The sequence below is a fragment of the Xenorhabdus sp. PR6a genome (assembly GCF_028599065.1).
In the GTDB taxonomy this organism is placed as follows: Bacteria; Pseudomonadota; Gammaproteobacteria; order Enterobacterales; family Enterobacteriaceae; genus Xenorhabdus; species Xenorhabdus doucetiae.
This window is the reverse complement of record NZ_JAQRFJ010000006.1, coordinates 1-16,532: the sequence shown is the minus strand read 5'-3', so window position 1 is coordinate 16,532 and position 16,532 is coordinate 1. Positions and strand designations below refer to the sequence as shown.

At 45.3% G+C, this 16,532-nt stretch carries 13 protein-coding genes; 7 read left to right on the top strand and 6 right to left on the bottom strand.

Annotated elements, in window-relative coordinates:
- The first annotated feature begins 40 nt into the window (after positions 1 to 40).
- Positions 41 to 316, top strand: coding sequence for a stress-induced protein YchH (gene ychH / locus PSI15_RS03000; protein ID WP_273582237.1), 276 nt, complete (start codon positions 41 to 43; stop codon positions 314 to 316).
- Positions 317 to 400: 84 nt separating this feature from the next.
- Here ychH and PSI15_RS02995 read toward each other — a convergent pair whose 3' ends face one another.
- From PSI15_RS02995 to lolB, 5 genes are all read right to left on the bottom strand, one after another.
- Complete coding sequence (locus PSI15_RS02995) at positions 401 to 2,389, bottom strand: autotransporter outer membrane beta-barrel domain-containing protein (RefSeq protein WP_273582236.1); 1,989 nt, start codon at positions 2,387 to 2,389, stop codon at positions 401 to 403.
- Positions 2,390 to 2,630: 241 nt separating this feature from the next.
- Positions 2,631 to 4,622, bottom strand: coding sequence for an autotransporter outer membrane beta-barrel domain-containing protein (locus PSI15_RS02990; RefSeq protein ID WP_273582235.1), 1,992 nt, complete (start codon positions 4,620 to 4,622; stop codon positions 2,631 to 2,633).
- Positions 4,623 to 5,276: 654 nt separating this feature from the next.
- On the bottom strand, positions 5,277 to 6,224 hold the full coding sequence (gene prs / locus PSI15_RS02985; RefSeq protein WP_273582274.1) for a ribose-phosphate diphosphokinase: 948 nt from the start codon (positions 6,222 to 6,224) through the stop codon (positions 5,277 to 5,279).
- A gap of 59 nt (positions 6,225 to 6,283) precedes the next feature.
- Positions 6,284 to 7,186, bottom strand: coding sequence for a 4-(cytidine 5'-diphospho)-2-C-methyl-D-erythritol kinase (gene ispE, locus PSI15_RS02980; RefSeq protein WP_273582234.1), 903 nt, complete (start codon positions 7,184 to 7,186; stop codon positions 6,284 to 6,286).
- Positions 7,186 to 7,803 (bottom strand): lipoprotein insertase outer membrane protein LolB, encoded by a 618-nt coding sequence (gene lolB / locus PSI15_RS02975; protein ID WP_273582233.1) that lies wholly within the window; start codon positions 7,801 to 7,803, stop codon positions 7,186 to 7,188. The genes ispE and lolB overlap by 1 nt, the downstream gene beginning before the upstream one ends.
- A gap of 256 nt (positions 7,804 to 8,059) precedes the next feature.
- Here lolB and hemA point away from each other — a divergent pair, with 256 nt between their 5' ends.
- The 5 genes from hemA (at position 8,060) to kdsA (ending at position 13,077) form a co-directional block, all read left to right on the top strand.
- Entirely contained in the window at positions 8,060 to 9,322 is a 1,263-nt protein-coding gene (hemA, locus tag PSI15_RS02970) for a glutamyl-tRNA reductase (RefSeq protein WP_273582232.1), read from the top strand.
- A gap of 31 nt (positions 9,323 to 9,353) precedes the next feature.
- Positions 9,354 to 10,436, top strand: coding sequence for a peptide chain release factor 1 (prfA, locus tag PSI15_RS02965; RefSeq protein WP_273582231.1), 1,083 nt, complete (start codon positions 9,354 to 9,356; stop codon positions 10,434 to 10,436).
- Positions 10,436 to 11,308 (top strand): peptide chain release factor N(5)-glutamine methyltransferase, encoded by an 873-nt coding sequence (prmC, locus tag PSI15_RS02960; RefSeq protein WP_273582230.1) that lies wholly within the window; start codon positions 10,436 to 10,438, stop codon positions 11,306 to 11,308. Before prfA ends, prmC begins: the two co-directional genes overlap by 1 nt.
- Complete coding sequence (gene sirB1, locus PSI15_RS02955) at positions 11,292 to 12,101, top strand: invasion regulator SirB1 (RefSeq protein ID WP_273582229.1); 810 nt, start codon at positions 11,292 to 11,294, stop codon at positions 12,099 to 12,101. The genes prmC and sirB1 overlap by 17 nt, the downstream gene beginning before the upstream one ends.
- A gap of 121 nt (positions 12,102 to 12,222) precedes the next feature.
- Positions 12,223 to 13,077: a 3-deoxy-8-phosphooctulonate synthase gene (gene kdsA, locus PSI15_RS02950; RefSeq protein ID WP_273582228.1), complete on the top strand. Its 855-nt coding sequence runs from the start codon at positions 12,223 to 12,225 to the stop codon at positions 13,075 to 13,077.
- Between the two features lie 95 nt (positions 13,078 to 13,172).
- Here the strand turns inward: kdsA and dauA are convergent, their stop codons facing one another.
- A complete protein-coding gene (gene dauA / locus PSI15_RS02945) occupies positions 13,173 to 14,873 on the bottom strand; it encodes a C4-dicarboxylic acid transporter DauA (protein WP_273582227.1) in 1,701 nt (566 codons plus the stop codon).
- A gap of 320 nt (positions 14,874 to 15,193) precedes the next feature.
- Between dauA and PSI15_RS02940 the strand changes: the two genes are divergently transcribed.
- Complete coding sequence (locus PSI15_RS02940) at positions 15,194 to 16,246, top strand: alpha/beta hydrolase family protein (protein ID WP_273582226.1); 1,053 nt, start codon at positions 15,194 to 15,196, stop codon at positions 16,244 to 16,246.
- The last annotated feature ends 286 nt before the right edge of the window (positions 16,247 to 16,532 follow it).

Below are 16,532 nucleotides of genomic sequence, written 5' to 3'. Positions count from 1 at the left end.
TGTGCAAATTAGCGTTCACAAAAAGTATTGGAGGTTGGTTATGAGACGTGAAAAGGCGTTTGTTTTTGGCAATATCCTCATGGGTGCAGGAATGGCGGCAATGCTGGTGAGTCTGGCTTATGTATTGCTGAGCCATATCTTCAATTTTGATCTCTCTGAATTTTTGACCGGCCTTTCATTAATGGGGTTGTTTATTGGCGCATTTATTTGGCTGGTCGGGGCCAGTATTGGCGGTCGGGAACAGGTGACCGATAAGTATTGGTGGTTGAAGAATTACGATGAACGTTATCGTCGTAAAAAACATCGACATCCGTGATAATTTTAAATGTTAGCATTCGGTGAATTAAGATAAGGCGGCAATGGTGACCGCCTTATCTTTTCTGGTTAAATGTTCTGCATATTAAAAGCTGACATTGAAACCGAGGTTGAAATTGTAGTTATGATTCGGCCCATTATCATTTTTTTCATGCGATACAGCGGCAAATGCGTGGAAATTATCGGTCAGGTTAGCATTGACGCCGACGGTGTATTGAATGCGATTTCTATCCTGTTTTTCGCCCGGTAGTACGAAACTTGTTTTGGTAGAATTGATCGCGCTGCGAAGAGTATAACGTTCATCATCGAATTGGTGATTGAACAGGATAGAGGCATAAGGATTGAGATATCCCAATTTTGTATCGACTCGCCAGCCCACCGAACCCACTCTGGAATGGTAGTTTTGATCGCCAAAATGCATGGTGGTGCTGTTGTTACCCGTTTCACGATAACCATCAATACTTCCGTTGTCCCAGGCATATTGGATGATTGGGCTGGTGGTCAGGTAACGCGTGATGGGGATATCCCAGCCAGCCGTAATACGCCAGCCCCATTGCCTGCCCATCGTTGAACCTGATTCCCTGCGCGTCGCTGCTCCAAGCTGGATGGAACGTGACAGGTTATCGTAATGGGTGCGTGAATAATGCACATCGCCGCTCAACCATCCATTGTCATAGTAGTTCCAGAGTGTGTAAGCGGTTATAATATGACCCGTCGCGGCATAATTGAAATGAGATGTGACATCTTGTTCTGTTTTGTAACGTGAAAGGGTGGTGCCCAATAGCCAATTATCCGCTAATTGATAATCACCACCCAATGTCAGGGTACTATTGTTATTGCCTGTATAACCGCCGAATACGCCAACCTTACCTTGGGCATTACCATTATTGCGAAGCTGTTGCAGGTGACTGTCAAGTAAGCTAAGGGTCGTTGTGACGGGGATGCGGTTGACAGAGTTCAATACCCGCACCTGTAAAGGCGCTGTGTAGATCGACATAATATACTGGCCGATGACTTTGTGTGCGTCAGGTGTCGGGTGGAAACTATCGGAAAACAAGTAGGGTTGGCTTTTATCAAAGCCAGGATCGGAAGAATCACACGACGAAGCCCATATATCATACGGGCAGGCATAACCCAGCGTATTAGAAATACCATAAATGGTTGGATTCTCGATAATTTCATGTAAGAGCTTATTGACATCGGCACGCAGGATATTACCGTTACCGAGCAGGTTTTCTACTTGTTGGTTATATTGGTCGGAAAATTGGGACGCTGTTTTGCTGGCATTATTATAAGCATCAAGCAATTGGCGATAAATTTCTTTAGCCTTATCTGGATCTTCAGGAGAAGCTCCTTCAGCAATCTTTTCAAAAACCCCCTGAAGCACTTTATCTCTGATTTCCTTATTGGGGGTCGGGTATTTGTTGATGGCTTCATGAACTTGTTGCAGAATTTTTTTTATCTCTTCTTCGGATATCTGGCTTTTTCCTAAAGCGCCTTTAAGTACCTTTTCCATAATCTTGGGTGTTGTACCAATATCGGGAACATTCGGTGCAATAATCAAACCCGCGCCAGCCTTAGCAAGTTGATTGATCTGTGATGCTGCGGATGCGGAACTATCATTAATATTCTGTTGTGCCCCATCCTTATCACCCTGATCGAAATATTTCACAATGGCGTCCTTTACATCATTGCCGCCCACCCAATGTATGTACACACTATTAGGATCAGCTCGCCCAGAGTGTGCTTGCAAATAATCATCGAGCTGTCTTTGCGTTGAGTGTATGAATAGATTATCTGAATCATTCGCAGTTGCGCCTGCGTACGCATAATTGGTTCCGCCATTTTGGGAGGGCTTTAGTTTCTTATGAACGAGTTCGCGGGTGATATAATCATCGTAGAGTTCAGGATCTTCGTCATTTGTTGTGAATGTGAATTTTCCGAGAATAGTATTTCCTCCATCACTCAAACTATCCCCAAAAACAGTCACATTGTCATAGGCATACGAATTTGTCATGAAGTTGGCTAATAATAGTGCAGTGGTGGCTGATACCAAAAAGAGGGCTTTTTTCATATCGTTCTCCTGAAAAGACAGCGCATTAGGTTAATGCCAGCCAACACCTTGATTTAAAAGAGCACTAACTCATTTCTCATCGATTGATGGCTGATTTTCTGATTGTTTCAGTCCGATATTACTTCTATCTGCATATACGAAAATTAAACGAATGGTTAACGTTTACGTAACAGAATTAAACGGTAGGTAAACAAAAATGCAAGGCAGCCCTATTGACTGCCTTGCGTCCCTGAGTACTGAATTAGAAACTGGCGTTGATGCCCAAACTGAAATTGTAGGTAGGATCTTGCGTATTGCCGTCATTACGGGTGACGGCAGCAAAACCACGTACATTATTGGTGAAATTTGCGTTCATGCCGAGCGTGTATTGCCGCCAATTGGTGCTCTGTTTGCCACTTTCCATCTCAAAAGTCTTTTTGGAAGAGTTAATGGCACCACTCAGCTTAGAACTTGTATCACCAAATTGGTGATTGAACTGAACAGAGGCATAAGGATTAAAACGCCCCAGTTTAGTATCGACTCGCCAACCCAGTGTGCCGACTTTGGAGGTGTAGTCCTGATCAGCAAAATGCATGGAAGAGCTACTGTTGCCGGATTCGCGGTAGCCATCGACTTCACCTTTATCCCAGGCATACTGAACGATTGGGCTGGTGGTCAGGTAGCGAGTCACCGGGATATCCCAACCGGCGGTAATCCGTGCTCCCCACTGTTTACCGGTGGTCGCACCGGTTTCCCTGCGCGTCGCTTCCCCAAGCTGGATGTTACGGGTCAGGGTGTCATAATTGGTGCGTGAATAGTGAAAATCGCCACTCAGCCAGCCGTTATTGTAGTAATTCCACAAGCTATAAGCGGTCAGAACATGACCATGCCCTTCATAGGTGAAGTTAGCCGCCGGAGTTCGTTCGTCTGTATAGTTTGAGTACATGGCACCTAACAGCAGGTTATCGATAAGCTGATAATCGCCACCGAGCGTAAAGGTTTTGTTCTGGCTGCCGCTATAGCCGCCAAAGACACCGATTTTGCCCTGTTCATTGCCGCCATTGCGCAGTTGTTGCAGGTGGCCGTCAAGGGAAGAGAGGGCACTTTTAACCGGAGCACGGTTGGCCTGAGCCAGTGCCATGACCTGCGTGGGGGCAATAAAGATAGAGGTCATGTATTGCCCCTCAATTTCATGTGCCAATGGATTTGGGTGGAAGTTGTCAGAAAATAAAAACTTTCTGACAAAATCGGGATCATCGGAGGAGCATTCAGCGGCACTCTCGCCATATGGACAGGAATAGCCTAATGTATTCTGAAAGCCATAAATCAGCGGGTTTTCGATAACTTCTTTTAGCAGGCCATTAATATCGGCACGCATGATATTGCCGTTTCCTTGGCTAATTTGTTTGTCAATTTCCTCGTTATAGAGATTTGTCAGCTTTGTCGCACTTTCTCTGGCTTTTGCATAGCCCTCTGTCAGTTCTTTTTCAATGGCTTCAGCGGAAGCACCCGGAATTAATTCCTTACCTTTTTCCGCTAATGTATGAAATACTTTTTTTAGCGCTAAATCACGCGCTTCACCATTAGGAATAACATGTTTATTAATTTCTGTATGAACTTCTTGCAGAATAAAATTGATCTGATCTTTGGGAACCCCTTTACCTTCCAAACCTGTTTTTATTAAACTCTCCAATAACTTAGGCGTAGTACCTACATCAGGAACCGTAGGTACAATCACTAACCCTGCACCCGCGGCGACAAGGTTATTGATTTGGCTGGAAGCAGCGGCAGCACTGGTCTTGACAATTTTAAGCGCCTCCAAAGGGTTTTTTTGGCCTGCAATTAAGGCTTCGGCAAGATCATTACCGCCTACCCAATGGATGTATATGCTATTGGCATCTGCCCGGTTATTATGCTGGCTGAAATACTTATAAAGTTGTTGTTGGGTATTGGGATTAAAGGCATCCAATTTAGGATCTTGACGTGGCATGCTAAGCGCAGTGGCACCACCTTGAGCATAATTGGTTCCGCCATCTTTGGATGCGGTCAGCCTGGTGCCCGTAAGTTGTTGAGCAATGTACTCCGCATATAACTGGCTTATCTTACCATTTGTGGTGAAACGCCCCACATTCCCGCCATCACTCAGGCTATCACCAAAAACATAAACATTGTTATAGGCATAAGCATCCGCATTTGAAATTGCATTGATTGAAAGCGCTAATAGTGCAGGTGTCAATAAAAATGCCTTTTTCATCGGCACTCTCCTTAAAAAGTCGTATTTGTTATTTTGATCAGCCTGTTGCTTTTGGGCTGATGCATTGAGTATTTGAAACAAAATTGGAGTAGGCAGTTAACTTATTGATAACAATTGCCTGCGATTAAGTATGGTTGCCTGTGAGTAATCGGCCACGTTGATTTGGATTTTTTATATATAATGTGATGTTCGTACGTTCATCTATGAATAAAGTTTATATTTTTAGATTAGAAATAAGTATTACATGCTGATACTGCATTGTGATTTAAGGAAATAATATCTTGCCGTATTGAATGCGCGACAGGTTAGCAGCAACCTTTTGATGACACCAGTATTGTCAGAGAATGAGACAACTGGACGTACCAGATGAAGGGTTATGCTTGCAGGATAACTATTTTAAGTTGTTTATAAAACCATCAAGTTAAGGGCATGAAAAAAATGCACACCAGTTCGGTTAACATATTGATATAATTAATTATTTTATGCTTGTGAATATTTAAATCAGTGATTTATTCATTATTTAATCATTAGTTTCGCCGGTTAAATAAACAGAAAACCCCGTCGCTGTACAGGCAGCAACGGGGTTTTTCAGGCAATGATTTATTTAATCACTTGAATAAGTTAGCGCTTAATCTTTGCGCTGAAACGCAGACATTAATGCTCAAACATCGCAGAGATTGACTCTTCATTGCTGATACGGCGAATAGCTTCCGCCAGCATGCCAGACAGTGTTAAAGTGCGAACCTTGTGTAACGCCTTGATCTCATCAGACAGAGGAATGGTGTCACAGACCACAAATTCGTCGATCACGGAGTTCTTGATGTTTTCCACTGCATTGCCAGAGAAAATGGGGTGAGTGGCATAAGCAAACACGCGCTTCGCGCCACGCTCTTTCAATGCCTCGGCTGCTTTGCACAGAGTACCACCTGTGTCGATCATATCATCAACCAGAACGCAATCACGGCCAGCAACATCACCAATGATATGCATGACTTGAGAAACGTTTGCACGTGGGCGGCGTTTATCAATGATAGCCATATCGGTATCGTTCAGCAGTTTAGCAATGGCACGGGCGCGAACGACACCACCGATGTCTGGAGAGACAACAATCGGGTTTTCCAACTCTTTCTGGAGCATATCTTCCAGAAGGATTGGGCTGCCAAATACATTATCAACCGGAACATCAAAGAAGCCTTGGATCTGTTCAGCGTGCAGGTCTACCGTGAGAACACGATCTACACCCACGCTGGACAAAAAGTCCGCGACGACTTTGGCGGTGATAGGCACACGGGCTGAACGGACACGCCGATCCTGACGAGCATAACCGAAGTAGGGAATAACAGCGGTAATACGGCCAGCAGAAGCACGACGCAGAGCATCAACCATCACGACTAATTCCATCAGGTTGTCGTTGGTGGGGGCGCAGGTGGACTGGATGATGAAAACATCACCGCCACGTACATTTTCATTGATTTGAACACTGACTTCACCGTCGCTAAAACGGCCGACGGCAGCGTCTCCCAGGCTAGTGTACAGGCGGTTGGCAACACGTTGTGCTAGTTCAGGTGTAGCATTACCAGCAAAAAGCTTCATATCGGGCACGGGATAAACCTCAGGCTTGCGTCCAGAGAGATATTGTTGACCAATCGAACAAACAGCGTTCATTGGCGCAATAACACGGGTATCCCAGAGCGGAATGTATGCAATGGAGAAATGTTAACACCACGCGCAACAAAGCCCTGCATCCACTCTGGGGCTTGATTTAACACCTTACGGGCCGATGCTTCTGATTCGAACTCGCCGAAAACACACGCACCGGTTCCGGTCAGGCGTGACGGTGCGTATTCTAGCAGCCATAAAAGAAGCTGTTCAACCTCACGAAAACGTTTTCTTGCGATTGGTTCACAATCATTGGTGAATGGTGCCTGTAATAATGCGCCTGGAGCGCGAATCGGAGAATTTCTTTTTAATTCAGGATCTGTGAAGATTGTCGGCGTTGCTATTTCAATTCCAGGGTGGGCGACCAGAAACCATTTTTCTTCCGGTGAAGCAGGCTGGAGTTTTTCCCCAATGCCTTCGGCAAATGCAGCATGGCCTTTGACAAATACCGGAACATCGGCGCCAAGGCATACGCCAAGTTGTGCCAATTCATCATCAGACAGATGGGCTTGCCAATGGTGATTTAAGGCAATTAATACCGTTGCCGCATTGGAAGAACCGCCGCCCAACCCGCCGCCCATCGGCAGGCATTTATCAATGCGAATGTCGGCGCCCAAATAGTCGGTGATTTGTTTTTGTAACGTTCGTTTTTGTAACGTTCGTACTTGTAACAAGTGGTTCTGCAATAATCGGGCGGCTCGCACGATCAAATTATCATCATGGGCGACACCGGCAACCGGCGTCAGCAAGCGGATCTGATTATCTTGACGCGGCGAAATGGTGATTTCATCACCATAATTCAAAAATTGGAACAGCGTTTGCAGTTCGTGGTAACCATCGGGTCGCTGCCCTGTAATATACAAAAATAAATTCAATTTTGCCGGAGAAGGCCAGGTTAAAGTCATTATTGAATCGTCCAGTTATCCATCTTTAATTTTATGCGGTTTTTTCCTTGCGTCAGCTCCAATCGCGTGGGCAAGGCTGGCGTAATCGATGTATCGTATCCTTGATAAGTGACTTGCCAAATTTCACCATTCTTTTTGTCACTCACGGATTTCAACAGGTAATTAGCATCCAACTGGAAATGTTTGGCATGACCCGGCAGACCAATCATCCAGCTTTTTAGATTATCCAGAGGGATATTCATATTGGTTAGCTGGTAAATTAAGGATTCAGGTTCATCACTGAGATATTTTTTACCGTTATTGTCAGTGAGCTGAATCTTATTCGGTTCAACGAATAATTCCAATTCTGTTGTACCCAGTGGATTGAGCAGCAGTAATTTATAATTGTCAGGCGAATATTGTTGCCAGAAAAATCGGGCGTACACTTTTTTCTCATCTGTCAGATAAGCGAAAGAACCACGGGTTTGGTAGTGCCCCAGCGTTGTCAGTTGCTGTTCACGGGCGTGCCATTGCGGTGTATCCGCTGATCCCATGCCTGTCGGGGGCTGTGTGACAGTACAGGCCGTCAGCAAAACCCCGGTGAGGGGAAGTAGGCGAAAAAACGAAAATATTTTCATACGGTAACCCTTGGTGGTCGGAGAGCTTGAAACTATAAAGTGTGCAACCCAAGTCTATAATCAAGGGAGTAATTTAGCGAAAGTTTGCTAACAATTCTCGAATAAATTACCGCAGAACCGTCCGATTGACTTTTATTGAACTGACGCATCAAGTAGAATGCTCGGCCAAAGAGTCCTTATGAAAGGTGTGAGTTTATGAGAATAATTATCAATATCATCATAACCTTGCCTCCTATGATAACTCAATGCAGTTAAGATGACTTTATTAGCACTCGGTATCAACCATAAAACAGCGCCTGTTTCGTTACGTGAGCGGGTGGCCTTTTCTCCTGACACGCTAAAATTAGCGCTTGATGATTTGCTCCAACAGCCTCTGGTGCGGGGCGGCGTTGTGCTGTCTACTTGTAACCGCACGGAACTCTACCTCAGTGTTGAGCAGCAGGGTAATTTCAAAGAACAGCTAATTCATTGGCTATGCAGATACCATCAACTTAATCCTGATGATTTAACCGCAAGCCTTTATTGGCATTTAGGCAATGATGCCGTCAGCCATTTGATGCGCGTCGCGAGCGGCCTGGATTCCCTTGTACTGGGGGAGCCGCAGATTTTGGGGCAGGTGAAAAAGGCGTTTGCTGAGTCGCAAAATTATCAATCGCTGTCGGGTGAACTGGAACGCTTGTTCCAAAAATCGTTCTCGGTGGCTAAACGGATCAGAACAGAAACGGAAATTGGCGCCAATGCCGTTTCCGTGGCCTTTGCTGCCTGCACACTGGCGCGGCAAATTTTTGAATCCCTTTCCCAATTAAATATCCTGTTGGTGGGTGCCGGAGAGACGATTGAACTGGTTGCTCGTCACCTGAAAGAGCATGGTGTGAATCGCATGATGATCGCCAACCGGACAAAAGAGCGGGCACAGGTGCTGGCCAGTGAAGTCAATGCAGAGGTTATTTCCCTGCCCGATATTGATACCCGATTGGCACAAGCGGATATTGTCATTAGTTCCACCGCCAGCCCATTACCGATCATTGGCAAAGGCATGGTTGAAAGAGCGCTGAAATTACGCCGCAACCAACCGATGTTATTGATTGATATTGCCGTTCCCCGCGATATTGAACCGGATGTTGAAAAATTGAGTGATGTTTATCTGTACAGCGTGGATGATTTACAGGCCATTATTCAGCAGAATCTCGCCCAACGTAAGGCCGCTGCGGTGGTTGCGGAAGGGATTGTGCAACAAGAAAGCAGCCATTTCATGGATTGGTTGCGTTCTCAGGGCGCTGTTAATACAATTCGCGAATATCGAGAACAGGCAGAGAAAATCAGGGCTGAGATGACGGCAAAGGCATTAATGTCCATCAGGCAGGGTGCTGATGCTGAACAGATCATTAACCAATTGACCTACCAATTGACGAACCGTCTGATCCACACACCGACGAAATCTCTCCAACAGGCTGCCAGTGATGGCGATTTGGAACGCCTGAATCTATTACGGGACAGCCTCGGGCTGGATCATCATTAACCCTATCCTAAATTAAGGTCTTATATTACGAATGAAGCCTTCTATTGTCGCTAAATTGGAAGCATTACAAGAACGCCATGAAGAAGTATTGGCTCACCTCGGTGATGCTACGGTTATCGCCGACCAAGAGCGTTTTCGCGCTTTATCAAAAGAATATGCGCAACTGACCGATGTGACGAACTGTTTTAAAGCGTGGAAAAGCGTTCAGGATGATATCGAAACTGCTGAGATGATGCTGGATGATCCCGAAATGCGGGAAATGGCGCAGGAAGAACTCAAAGGCGCAAAAATTCGTAATGAAGAGTTAGAGCAGCAACTGCAACTGTTGTTATTACCGAAAGATCCGGATGATGAGCGCAACTGTTTCCTTGAAGTGCGTGCCGGAACCGGTGGCGATGAAGCGGCAATATTTGCCGGAGATTTATTCCGCATGTACAGCCGTTATGCAGAATCCCGCCGCTGGAAAGTGGAGATCATGAGCGCCAACGAAGGCGAGCATGGTGGATATAAAGAAGTGATTGCCAAAATTTCCGGCGAGCAAGTTTATGGTCATCTGAAATTTGAGTCAGGCGGTCACCGTGTTCAGCGTGTGCCGGAAACAGAATCTCAGGGGCGTATTCATACTTCCGCTTGTACCGTGGCTATTCTGCCGGAAATCCCGGAAGCGGAATTACCGGAAATCAGCCCCAGTGATCTGAAAATTGATACTTTTCGCTCTTCCGGCGCGGGCGGGCAGCACGTCAATACCACGGATTCCGCCATTCGAATTACCCACCTGCCAACGGGGATTGTCGTAGAGTGTCAGGATGAGCGTTCACAGCATAAAAACAAAGCCAAAGCGATGTCGGTACTGGCTGCCCGTATTCGTGCCGCTGAGATGCAAAAACGTCAGGAGGCTGAGGCTTCTGAACGCCGTAACTTGCTGGGTTCCGGCGACCGTTCAGATCGCAACCGGACCTACAACTTCCCGCAGGGACGGGTGACCGATCACCGCATCAACCTGACGTTATACCGCCTTGAAGAAGTGATGGAAGGCAAACTGGATATGCTCATTCAGCCTATCGTAACGGAATATCAGGCAGACCAATTATCCGCCTTGTCAGAGCAGGATTGATGAATTATCAACATTGGCTCCAGTATGCGGCCGGACAGTTGACTGAAAGTGATAGCCCTAAGCGTGATGCCGAAATTCTGTTGCAATACGTAACAGGGCGTTCCCGCACCTATTTAATTGCTTTTAATGAAACGCCGATTTCCCCAGAAGAAGCCGGCCGGCTTGATGCTTTTCTGGCGCGTCGTCTTCAGGGCGAGCCGATGGCTTATATTGTCGGGGAGCGTGAATTTTGGTCGTTGCCCCTGACAGTATCACCCGCTACCTTGATCCCACGTCCTGATACGGAATGCCTGGTTGAAAAAGCATTGGAGTTGCTGCCTGATTCACCGGCACACATTCTGGATCTCGGTACGGGAACCGGGGCAATTGCCTTGGCGCTGGCCAGTGAGCGGCACGATTGCGATGTAATCGGGGTGGATATCAACCCGGATGCGGTGGCGTTAGCGAAACATAATGCGGAAAGAAACGCTGGAAAACTGGCTTTTCACCCTCCTTTTCACAATGTGAATTTTTTGCAAAGTGAGTGGTTTTCTGCGGTCGGGGAAAGACAATTTGATATGATTGTCAGTAATCCTCCGTATATTGATGAACTTGACCCTCATTTGTGCGAAGGAGATGTCAGGTTTGAACCAGCCACTGCCTTGATTGCTGCACAAAATGGCATGGCAGATTTGCAGACAATTATAGAGCAGGCTCGCCACTTCCTGTTACCAAACGGTTGGCTATTATTGGAACATGGCTGGAAACAGGGGATCGTTGTCAGAAACCTATTTTTGGAAAAAGGTTATCAACAGATAGCCACCTTTCAGGATTATGGCGGTAACGAACGTATCACGGTAGGTCAATGGAATAAAGATGAAAACCATAGTTAATTATGAATTCAATAATGCTTCCCTGATAGATGGTATTATTCTAGTAACACGAGCCATTCGTCCTGATTTTCCCCAAACAAGGGTGACGGAACAATTAACCGCACTGATTGAAGAAGCCCGGCAGAAACTTTCTTCTATTGTCGGCCCCAAAGCAAAATTGCAATCGTTATTGACGCTTTTTTATCGAGAGTGGAAATTTGGCGGAGCCAATGGGGTGTATTGTTTGTCTGATACGCTGTGGTTAGACAGTGTATTGCATTCACACCAAGGCGCTCCCGTCGCACTGGGAACGGTATTTGCCCATATTGCCCAGACGCTGGAATTGCCCGTCCAGCCTGTCATATTCCCGACCCAGCTCATCCTGCGAGTGGATTTAGCTGATGAGCCAACCTGGTTTATCAATCCCATGAATGGCGATACGCTCAACGAACATATTCTTGATGTCTGGTTAAAAGGGAATATTGGCCCGATGGTTCGTCTGGAAAACAAAGACTTACAAGAAGCCGATAATATCAGTATTGTGCGGAAAGTCACCGATACCATCAAAGTTTCCCTGATGGAAGAGAAAAAGATGGAGTTGGCGCTAAAAGCCAGCGAAGTCGTGCTGATGTTCGATCCCGAAGATCCGTATGAAATCCGCGACCGGGGGCTGATTTATGCCCAGCTCGACTGCAATCACATTGCGGTTTCGGATTTGAGTTATTTTGTGGAGCACTGCCCCGAAGATCCTATTTCAGAAATGATAAAAATGCAGATTAACACCATTGAGCAGAGATCTATCATCCTCCATTAAATGGCTTAAATAGCTAAATAGCATTGTGGGACAGAATTTTTTTGTTCCTCATTTATTTTCTATGGGTACAGCAAATTTATTTGCCTTTAACTATTTGCCCTCAATAAAAGAAGGTATAAACATGCAACAGAAAGTGGTTAATATTGGTGACATCAAGGTCGCAAATGATCTGCCTTTTGTCCTGTTTGGCGGGATGAATGTCCTTGAGTCACGGGATTTGGCCATGCGTATTTGTGAGCACTATGTGACCGTCACGCAAAAACTGGGCATTCCTTATGTTTTTAAGGCGTCTTTTGATAAGGCTAACCGTTCTTCTATTCACTCCTATCGCGGGCCGGGCTTGGAAGAGGGAATGAAAATCTTTCAGGAGCTAAAACAGACTTTTGGCGTCAAAATCATCACTGACGTGCATGAACCTGCGCAAGCCCAGCCGGTTGCCGATGTGGTGGATGTTATCCAGCTTCCCGCTTTTCTGGCTCGCCAGACGGATCTGGTTGCAGCGATGGCAAAAACCAACGCAGTCATCAACATTAAAAAACCGCAGTTCGTCAGCCCCGGTCAGATGGGGAATATCGTTGAAAAATTCAAAGAAGGCGGCAACGACCAGATAATACTGTGTGACCGTGGCAGTAACTTTGGTTACGACAATCTGGTTGTCGATATGCTGGGCTTCGGTGTCATGAAGCAGGCAACGCAGGGTGCACCGGTGATTTTCGACGTGACTCACTCATTGCAGTGCCGTGACCCCTTTGGTGCCGCTTCGGGTGGCCGTCGTGCGCAAGTGGCAGAACTGGCTCGTGCGGGGATGGCGGTAGGCATTGCCGGGTTATTCCTTGAAGCGCATCCTGATCCGGAAAATGCAAGGTGTGATGGCCCGTCAGCACTGCCACTGGCAAAACTGGAACCATTCCTGATGCAGATGAAAGCCATTGATGATGTGGTAAAAAGTTTGCCGGAGCTGGATACCAGTAAATAAGCACTGAACCCGCCGGGTTTTCTGGATAATGCGGTTACAGGTATTTTGATCTGTAACCGCGGATTTAATAAACAGCTAATTCCTTTCCTTATCATCTACAACTTAGGCGGATCTATTTCTTGCAGCGCCTTGGGTAAAGTGGCGTAAAAACTCAATTGCCCCTTAATCGGCTCGACTTTGGCGCGTGCCAGCGTTTTCAAAGGCTGGAAGGAGATATCGCATACGACGATATGTTTCTCTTTTCCCATCTCCCGCACAAACCTTTGAAAGGCATGTAACCCACCGGCATCCAGAACGGGAACCGCATCCCACTGCATAATGATGGTGTGATAATCGCTTCCTTGTTCTTTCAGTTCCGCAAAAATACGCTCTGCGGCAGCGAAAAACAGAGGCCCATTAATGCGCACAACCAGCAGACCTGTATCATGATTTGTCGCCGGAGAAGTACTGATACGGGTCATATTGGCAATTTTGCGCATAAACAGCAGTGAGGTCAACACAATACCAATCGTAATGGCCACCACCATATCAAACAGAACCGTCAATGACAGGCACAGTAACATGACGATGATATCGTCTTTGGGGGCACGACGGATGAGATCCACAACCTTATGGGCTTCGCTCATATTCCATGCCACGATCAGCAAAATGGCGGACATCGCGGCAAGCGGCAAATAAGACAGCAGGGGAGCAAGAACCAGCAGTGTCAGCAGTACCAGCAGCGAGTGGACGACCGCGGCAATCGGTGAAGTTGCACCCGCCCGCACATTGGCGGCTGAACGGGCAATCGCCGCCGTTGCAGTGATCCCACCAAAGAAGGGGGCGACAATATTACCGATTCCCTGACCCATCAATTCACTGTTGGAATGATGTTTTTTTCCGGTCATGCCATCCAGGATCACGGCGCACAGCAGGGATTCAATCGCCCCCAACATGGCCATCGAAAACGCGGCGGGCAGTAATGCAGATACAGTATTCCAGCTAATATCGAGGGAATGGCTATCGGGCAAATCCCACGGCAGAACGAATTGGGGCAGGATGGGAGGAATACCCTGACCTTGTGTACCGTCTTCCAGCGTATAGCTGAATGATGAGCCAATCGTTGCTACATCATGACCCAGCAAATACATGATGCCCATGACACCCGTGCCTGCTATCAAAGCCGGTAAGTGACCCGGTAACTTTAACCCTAATTTGGGCCAGAAAATCAATATCAGCAGGGTGGTTAAACCGATAAGGGTATCGCTGACTTGTAATGAAGGAAAGGCTTGGGAGAGGGCAATCACCTTATTAATATAATTTTCCGGCACATGTTCCAGTTTCAGGCCGAAGAAATTTTGCACCTGCATGGTCGCGATAGTTATCGCAATACCGGAAGTAAAGCCAAGCGTGACAGACAACGGAATGTACTCAATAAGACGGCCAAATCGCGCCAATCCCATCACGAGCAAAATAATGCCTGACATCAGTGTGGCAATCAGTAAACCACTCAGGCCAAATTGCTGTGAAACCGGATAGAGTATCACCACAAAAGCCGCCGTTGGCCCGGAAACGCTATAGCGAGATCCGCCGGTAAGGGCGATAACAATCCCTGCAATGGCCGCAGTATACAGGCCATATTGTGGTGCAACACCACTGCCGATCGCCAGAGCCATTGCCAGTGGGATAGCAATGATCCCCACCGTGATCCCGGCAATCATGTCTTTGATAAAACGCTGGAAAGAGTAAGTTTCTTTCCAACACGCGTCAATAAGCGCACTAAATGGACGTATTCCCTTAATTTTACGTGTATTCATTTAATTGAGAACCAAAAATAAGCTATCAGATGATGGGCTAAAAAAGAGCTGTCAGCATATCGCGTTTGTTAGGTGAAAAAAGTGTTATATGTCAAAAAGTTAACTAATATCACCTCATATTCAGAAATATTTCAGATGGAACAATTTATAATCACTCATAACGAAAATAATTTTTACGTAGTTCCTTAAGATAGAAAATGTTTTTTGTCATTTGTTTTAATGCACACTTTTATCAATGGGAAATTGTGTTGAAGCGATTAAAGTAGTCTAATAATTATTAGATTGCTTTTTTATATTTTCCTTTTAAAGGCTAAGGCAAAATGGTAAAAATAGCGAGAAGAAAATATAAAATTCAACAAGAAACTATTAGGCATCTATTTATGAAGAAAAAATACCGCTGGCTAAAATTCATCCCTCTTATTTTTGGCTTTTTACTTTCGGCATGTGATGGAAACAATTACAGTTTTAAATTGCGTGAAGATGATTATGCTGGAGCACATAATAAATTCAAAACTCATATTGTTGATGATAGTTTTGTTGGTGATGGACAACCTGCGATGCCGCCGAAAGAAATTTTTTCATTGGTGTATTATCCTGCGGAGGATGGAAATATGGCTGCATTTATTAGTACCTCACCAACAGATAAAACTAAAAAATATCCGGCAATAATCTGGTTAACAGGGGGATATGGAGGTATTGGTAATGATGATTTTTTCTGGTCTGATCGTCCTGCTAATAATGATCAATCAGCTTCAGCATTTCGACGTGATGGATTGGTGTTGATGATCCCTAGTTTCAGGGGAGAAAATGCTAATCCTGGGCGTTATGAAATGTTTTATGGTGAATTACGTGATATTGAATCAGCAAGACAATATCTCGCCAAATTACCTTATGTTGACTCAAATCGGATTTATTTGGCTGGACACAGTACAGGTGGTACTCGAGCGCTATTAGCCAGCGAATATACCAAAGGATTTAGAGCAATTTTTTCATTGGGAGGTATTCCTGATCTACGTTTACGTCTCAATTATGCACCTATTCCTGTTGCAGTTCCTTTTGATCAAAATGATCCTAGAGAATTTGAGCTTCGTTCTCCCCGGACTTTTTTAAAATCTATAAAATCTCCCACTTTTTATTTTGAAGGGGAGTATGCTTACTGGGAGGAATTTGATGAGGTCAAAGAGATAACTTCAAACAAAGGTATCCCTTTGTATATTTACCGTATTGAAAATGGCGATCATTTTAATATTATTAGGCCATTAACCAATCTTATCGCGGAAAAAATATTAAATGATAGAGAAGAGAAAGTGAACATTGAATTTAACGAAAATGATTTTTTAAAGCTCCAATATAACCTTCCGTTGCCAAATTGATAAGTTGATTGCTGCGCCTCTAAAGAGGCGCCAGCGACAATCATTGCTCCGATATCTTTGGTAAGAATGTCATTGCTCAGTAGATTTTGTTTCACGCAAGGCGTTGACAACACGCAGGTAGTAAGTTACCAAAAGTAAAATAATCACGAGGCTGATATTAATAAAATAAATAACAAAAAAGCGCAATCAAATAAAATAGATTATCGTTTAAACGCTATTATGGAGTGATGGTGAATTTTACAAGTTTGAGTGACTTGGCTGGTTAATATTAAGGATAGGATAAATT

Bases quoted from the DNA above. Each gene is read 5' to 3' on its own strand.
- dauA (WP_273582227.1), bottom strand. From the start codon at position 14,873: ATGAATACACGTAAAATTAAGGGAATACGTCCATTTAGTGCGCTTATT.
- hemA (WP_273582232.1), top strand. From the start codon at position 8,060: ATGACTTTATTAGCACTCGGTATCAACCATAAAACAGCGCCTGTTTCG.
- PSI15_RS02995 (WP_273582236.1), bottom strand. From the start codon at position 2,389: ATGAAAAAAGCCCTCTTTTTGGTATCAGCCACCACTGCACTATTATTA.
- kdsA (WP_273582228.1), top strand. From the start codon at position 12,223: ATGCAACAGAAAGTGGTTAATATTGGTGACATCAAGGTCGCAAATGAT.
- ispE (WP_273582234.1), bottom strand. From the start codon at position 7,186: ATGACTTTAACCTGGCCTTCTCCGGCAAAATTGAATTTATTTTTGTAT.
- prfA (WP_273582231.1), top strand. From the start codon at position 9,354: ATGAAGCCTTCTATTGTCGCTAAATTGGAAGCATTACAAGAACGCCAT.
- lolB (WP_273582233.1), bottom strand. From the start codon at position 7,803: ATGAAAATATTTTCGTTTTTTCGCCTACTTCCCCTCACCGGGGTTTTG.
- prmC (WP_273582230.1), top strand. From the start codon at position 10,436: ATGAATTATCAACATTGGCTCCAGTATGCGGCCGGACAGTTGACTGAA.
- ychH (WP_273582237.1), top strand. From the start codon at position 41: ATGAGACGTGAAAAGGCGTTTGTTTTTGGCAATATCCTCATGGGTGCA.
- PSI15_RS02940 (WP_273582226.1), top strand. From the start codon at position 15,194: ATGGTAAAAATAGCGAGAAGAAAATATAAAATTCAACAAGAAACTATT.
- sirB1 (WP_273582229.1), top strand. From the start codon at position 11,292: ATGAAAACCATAGTTAATTATGAATTCAATAATGCTTCCCTGATAGAT.
- PSI15_RS02990 (WP_273582235.1), bottom strand. From the start codon at position 4,622: ATGAAAAAGGCATTTTTATTGACACCTGCACTATTAGCGCTTTCAATC.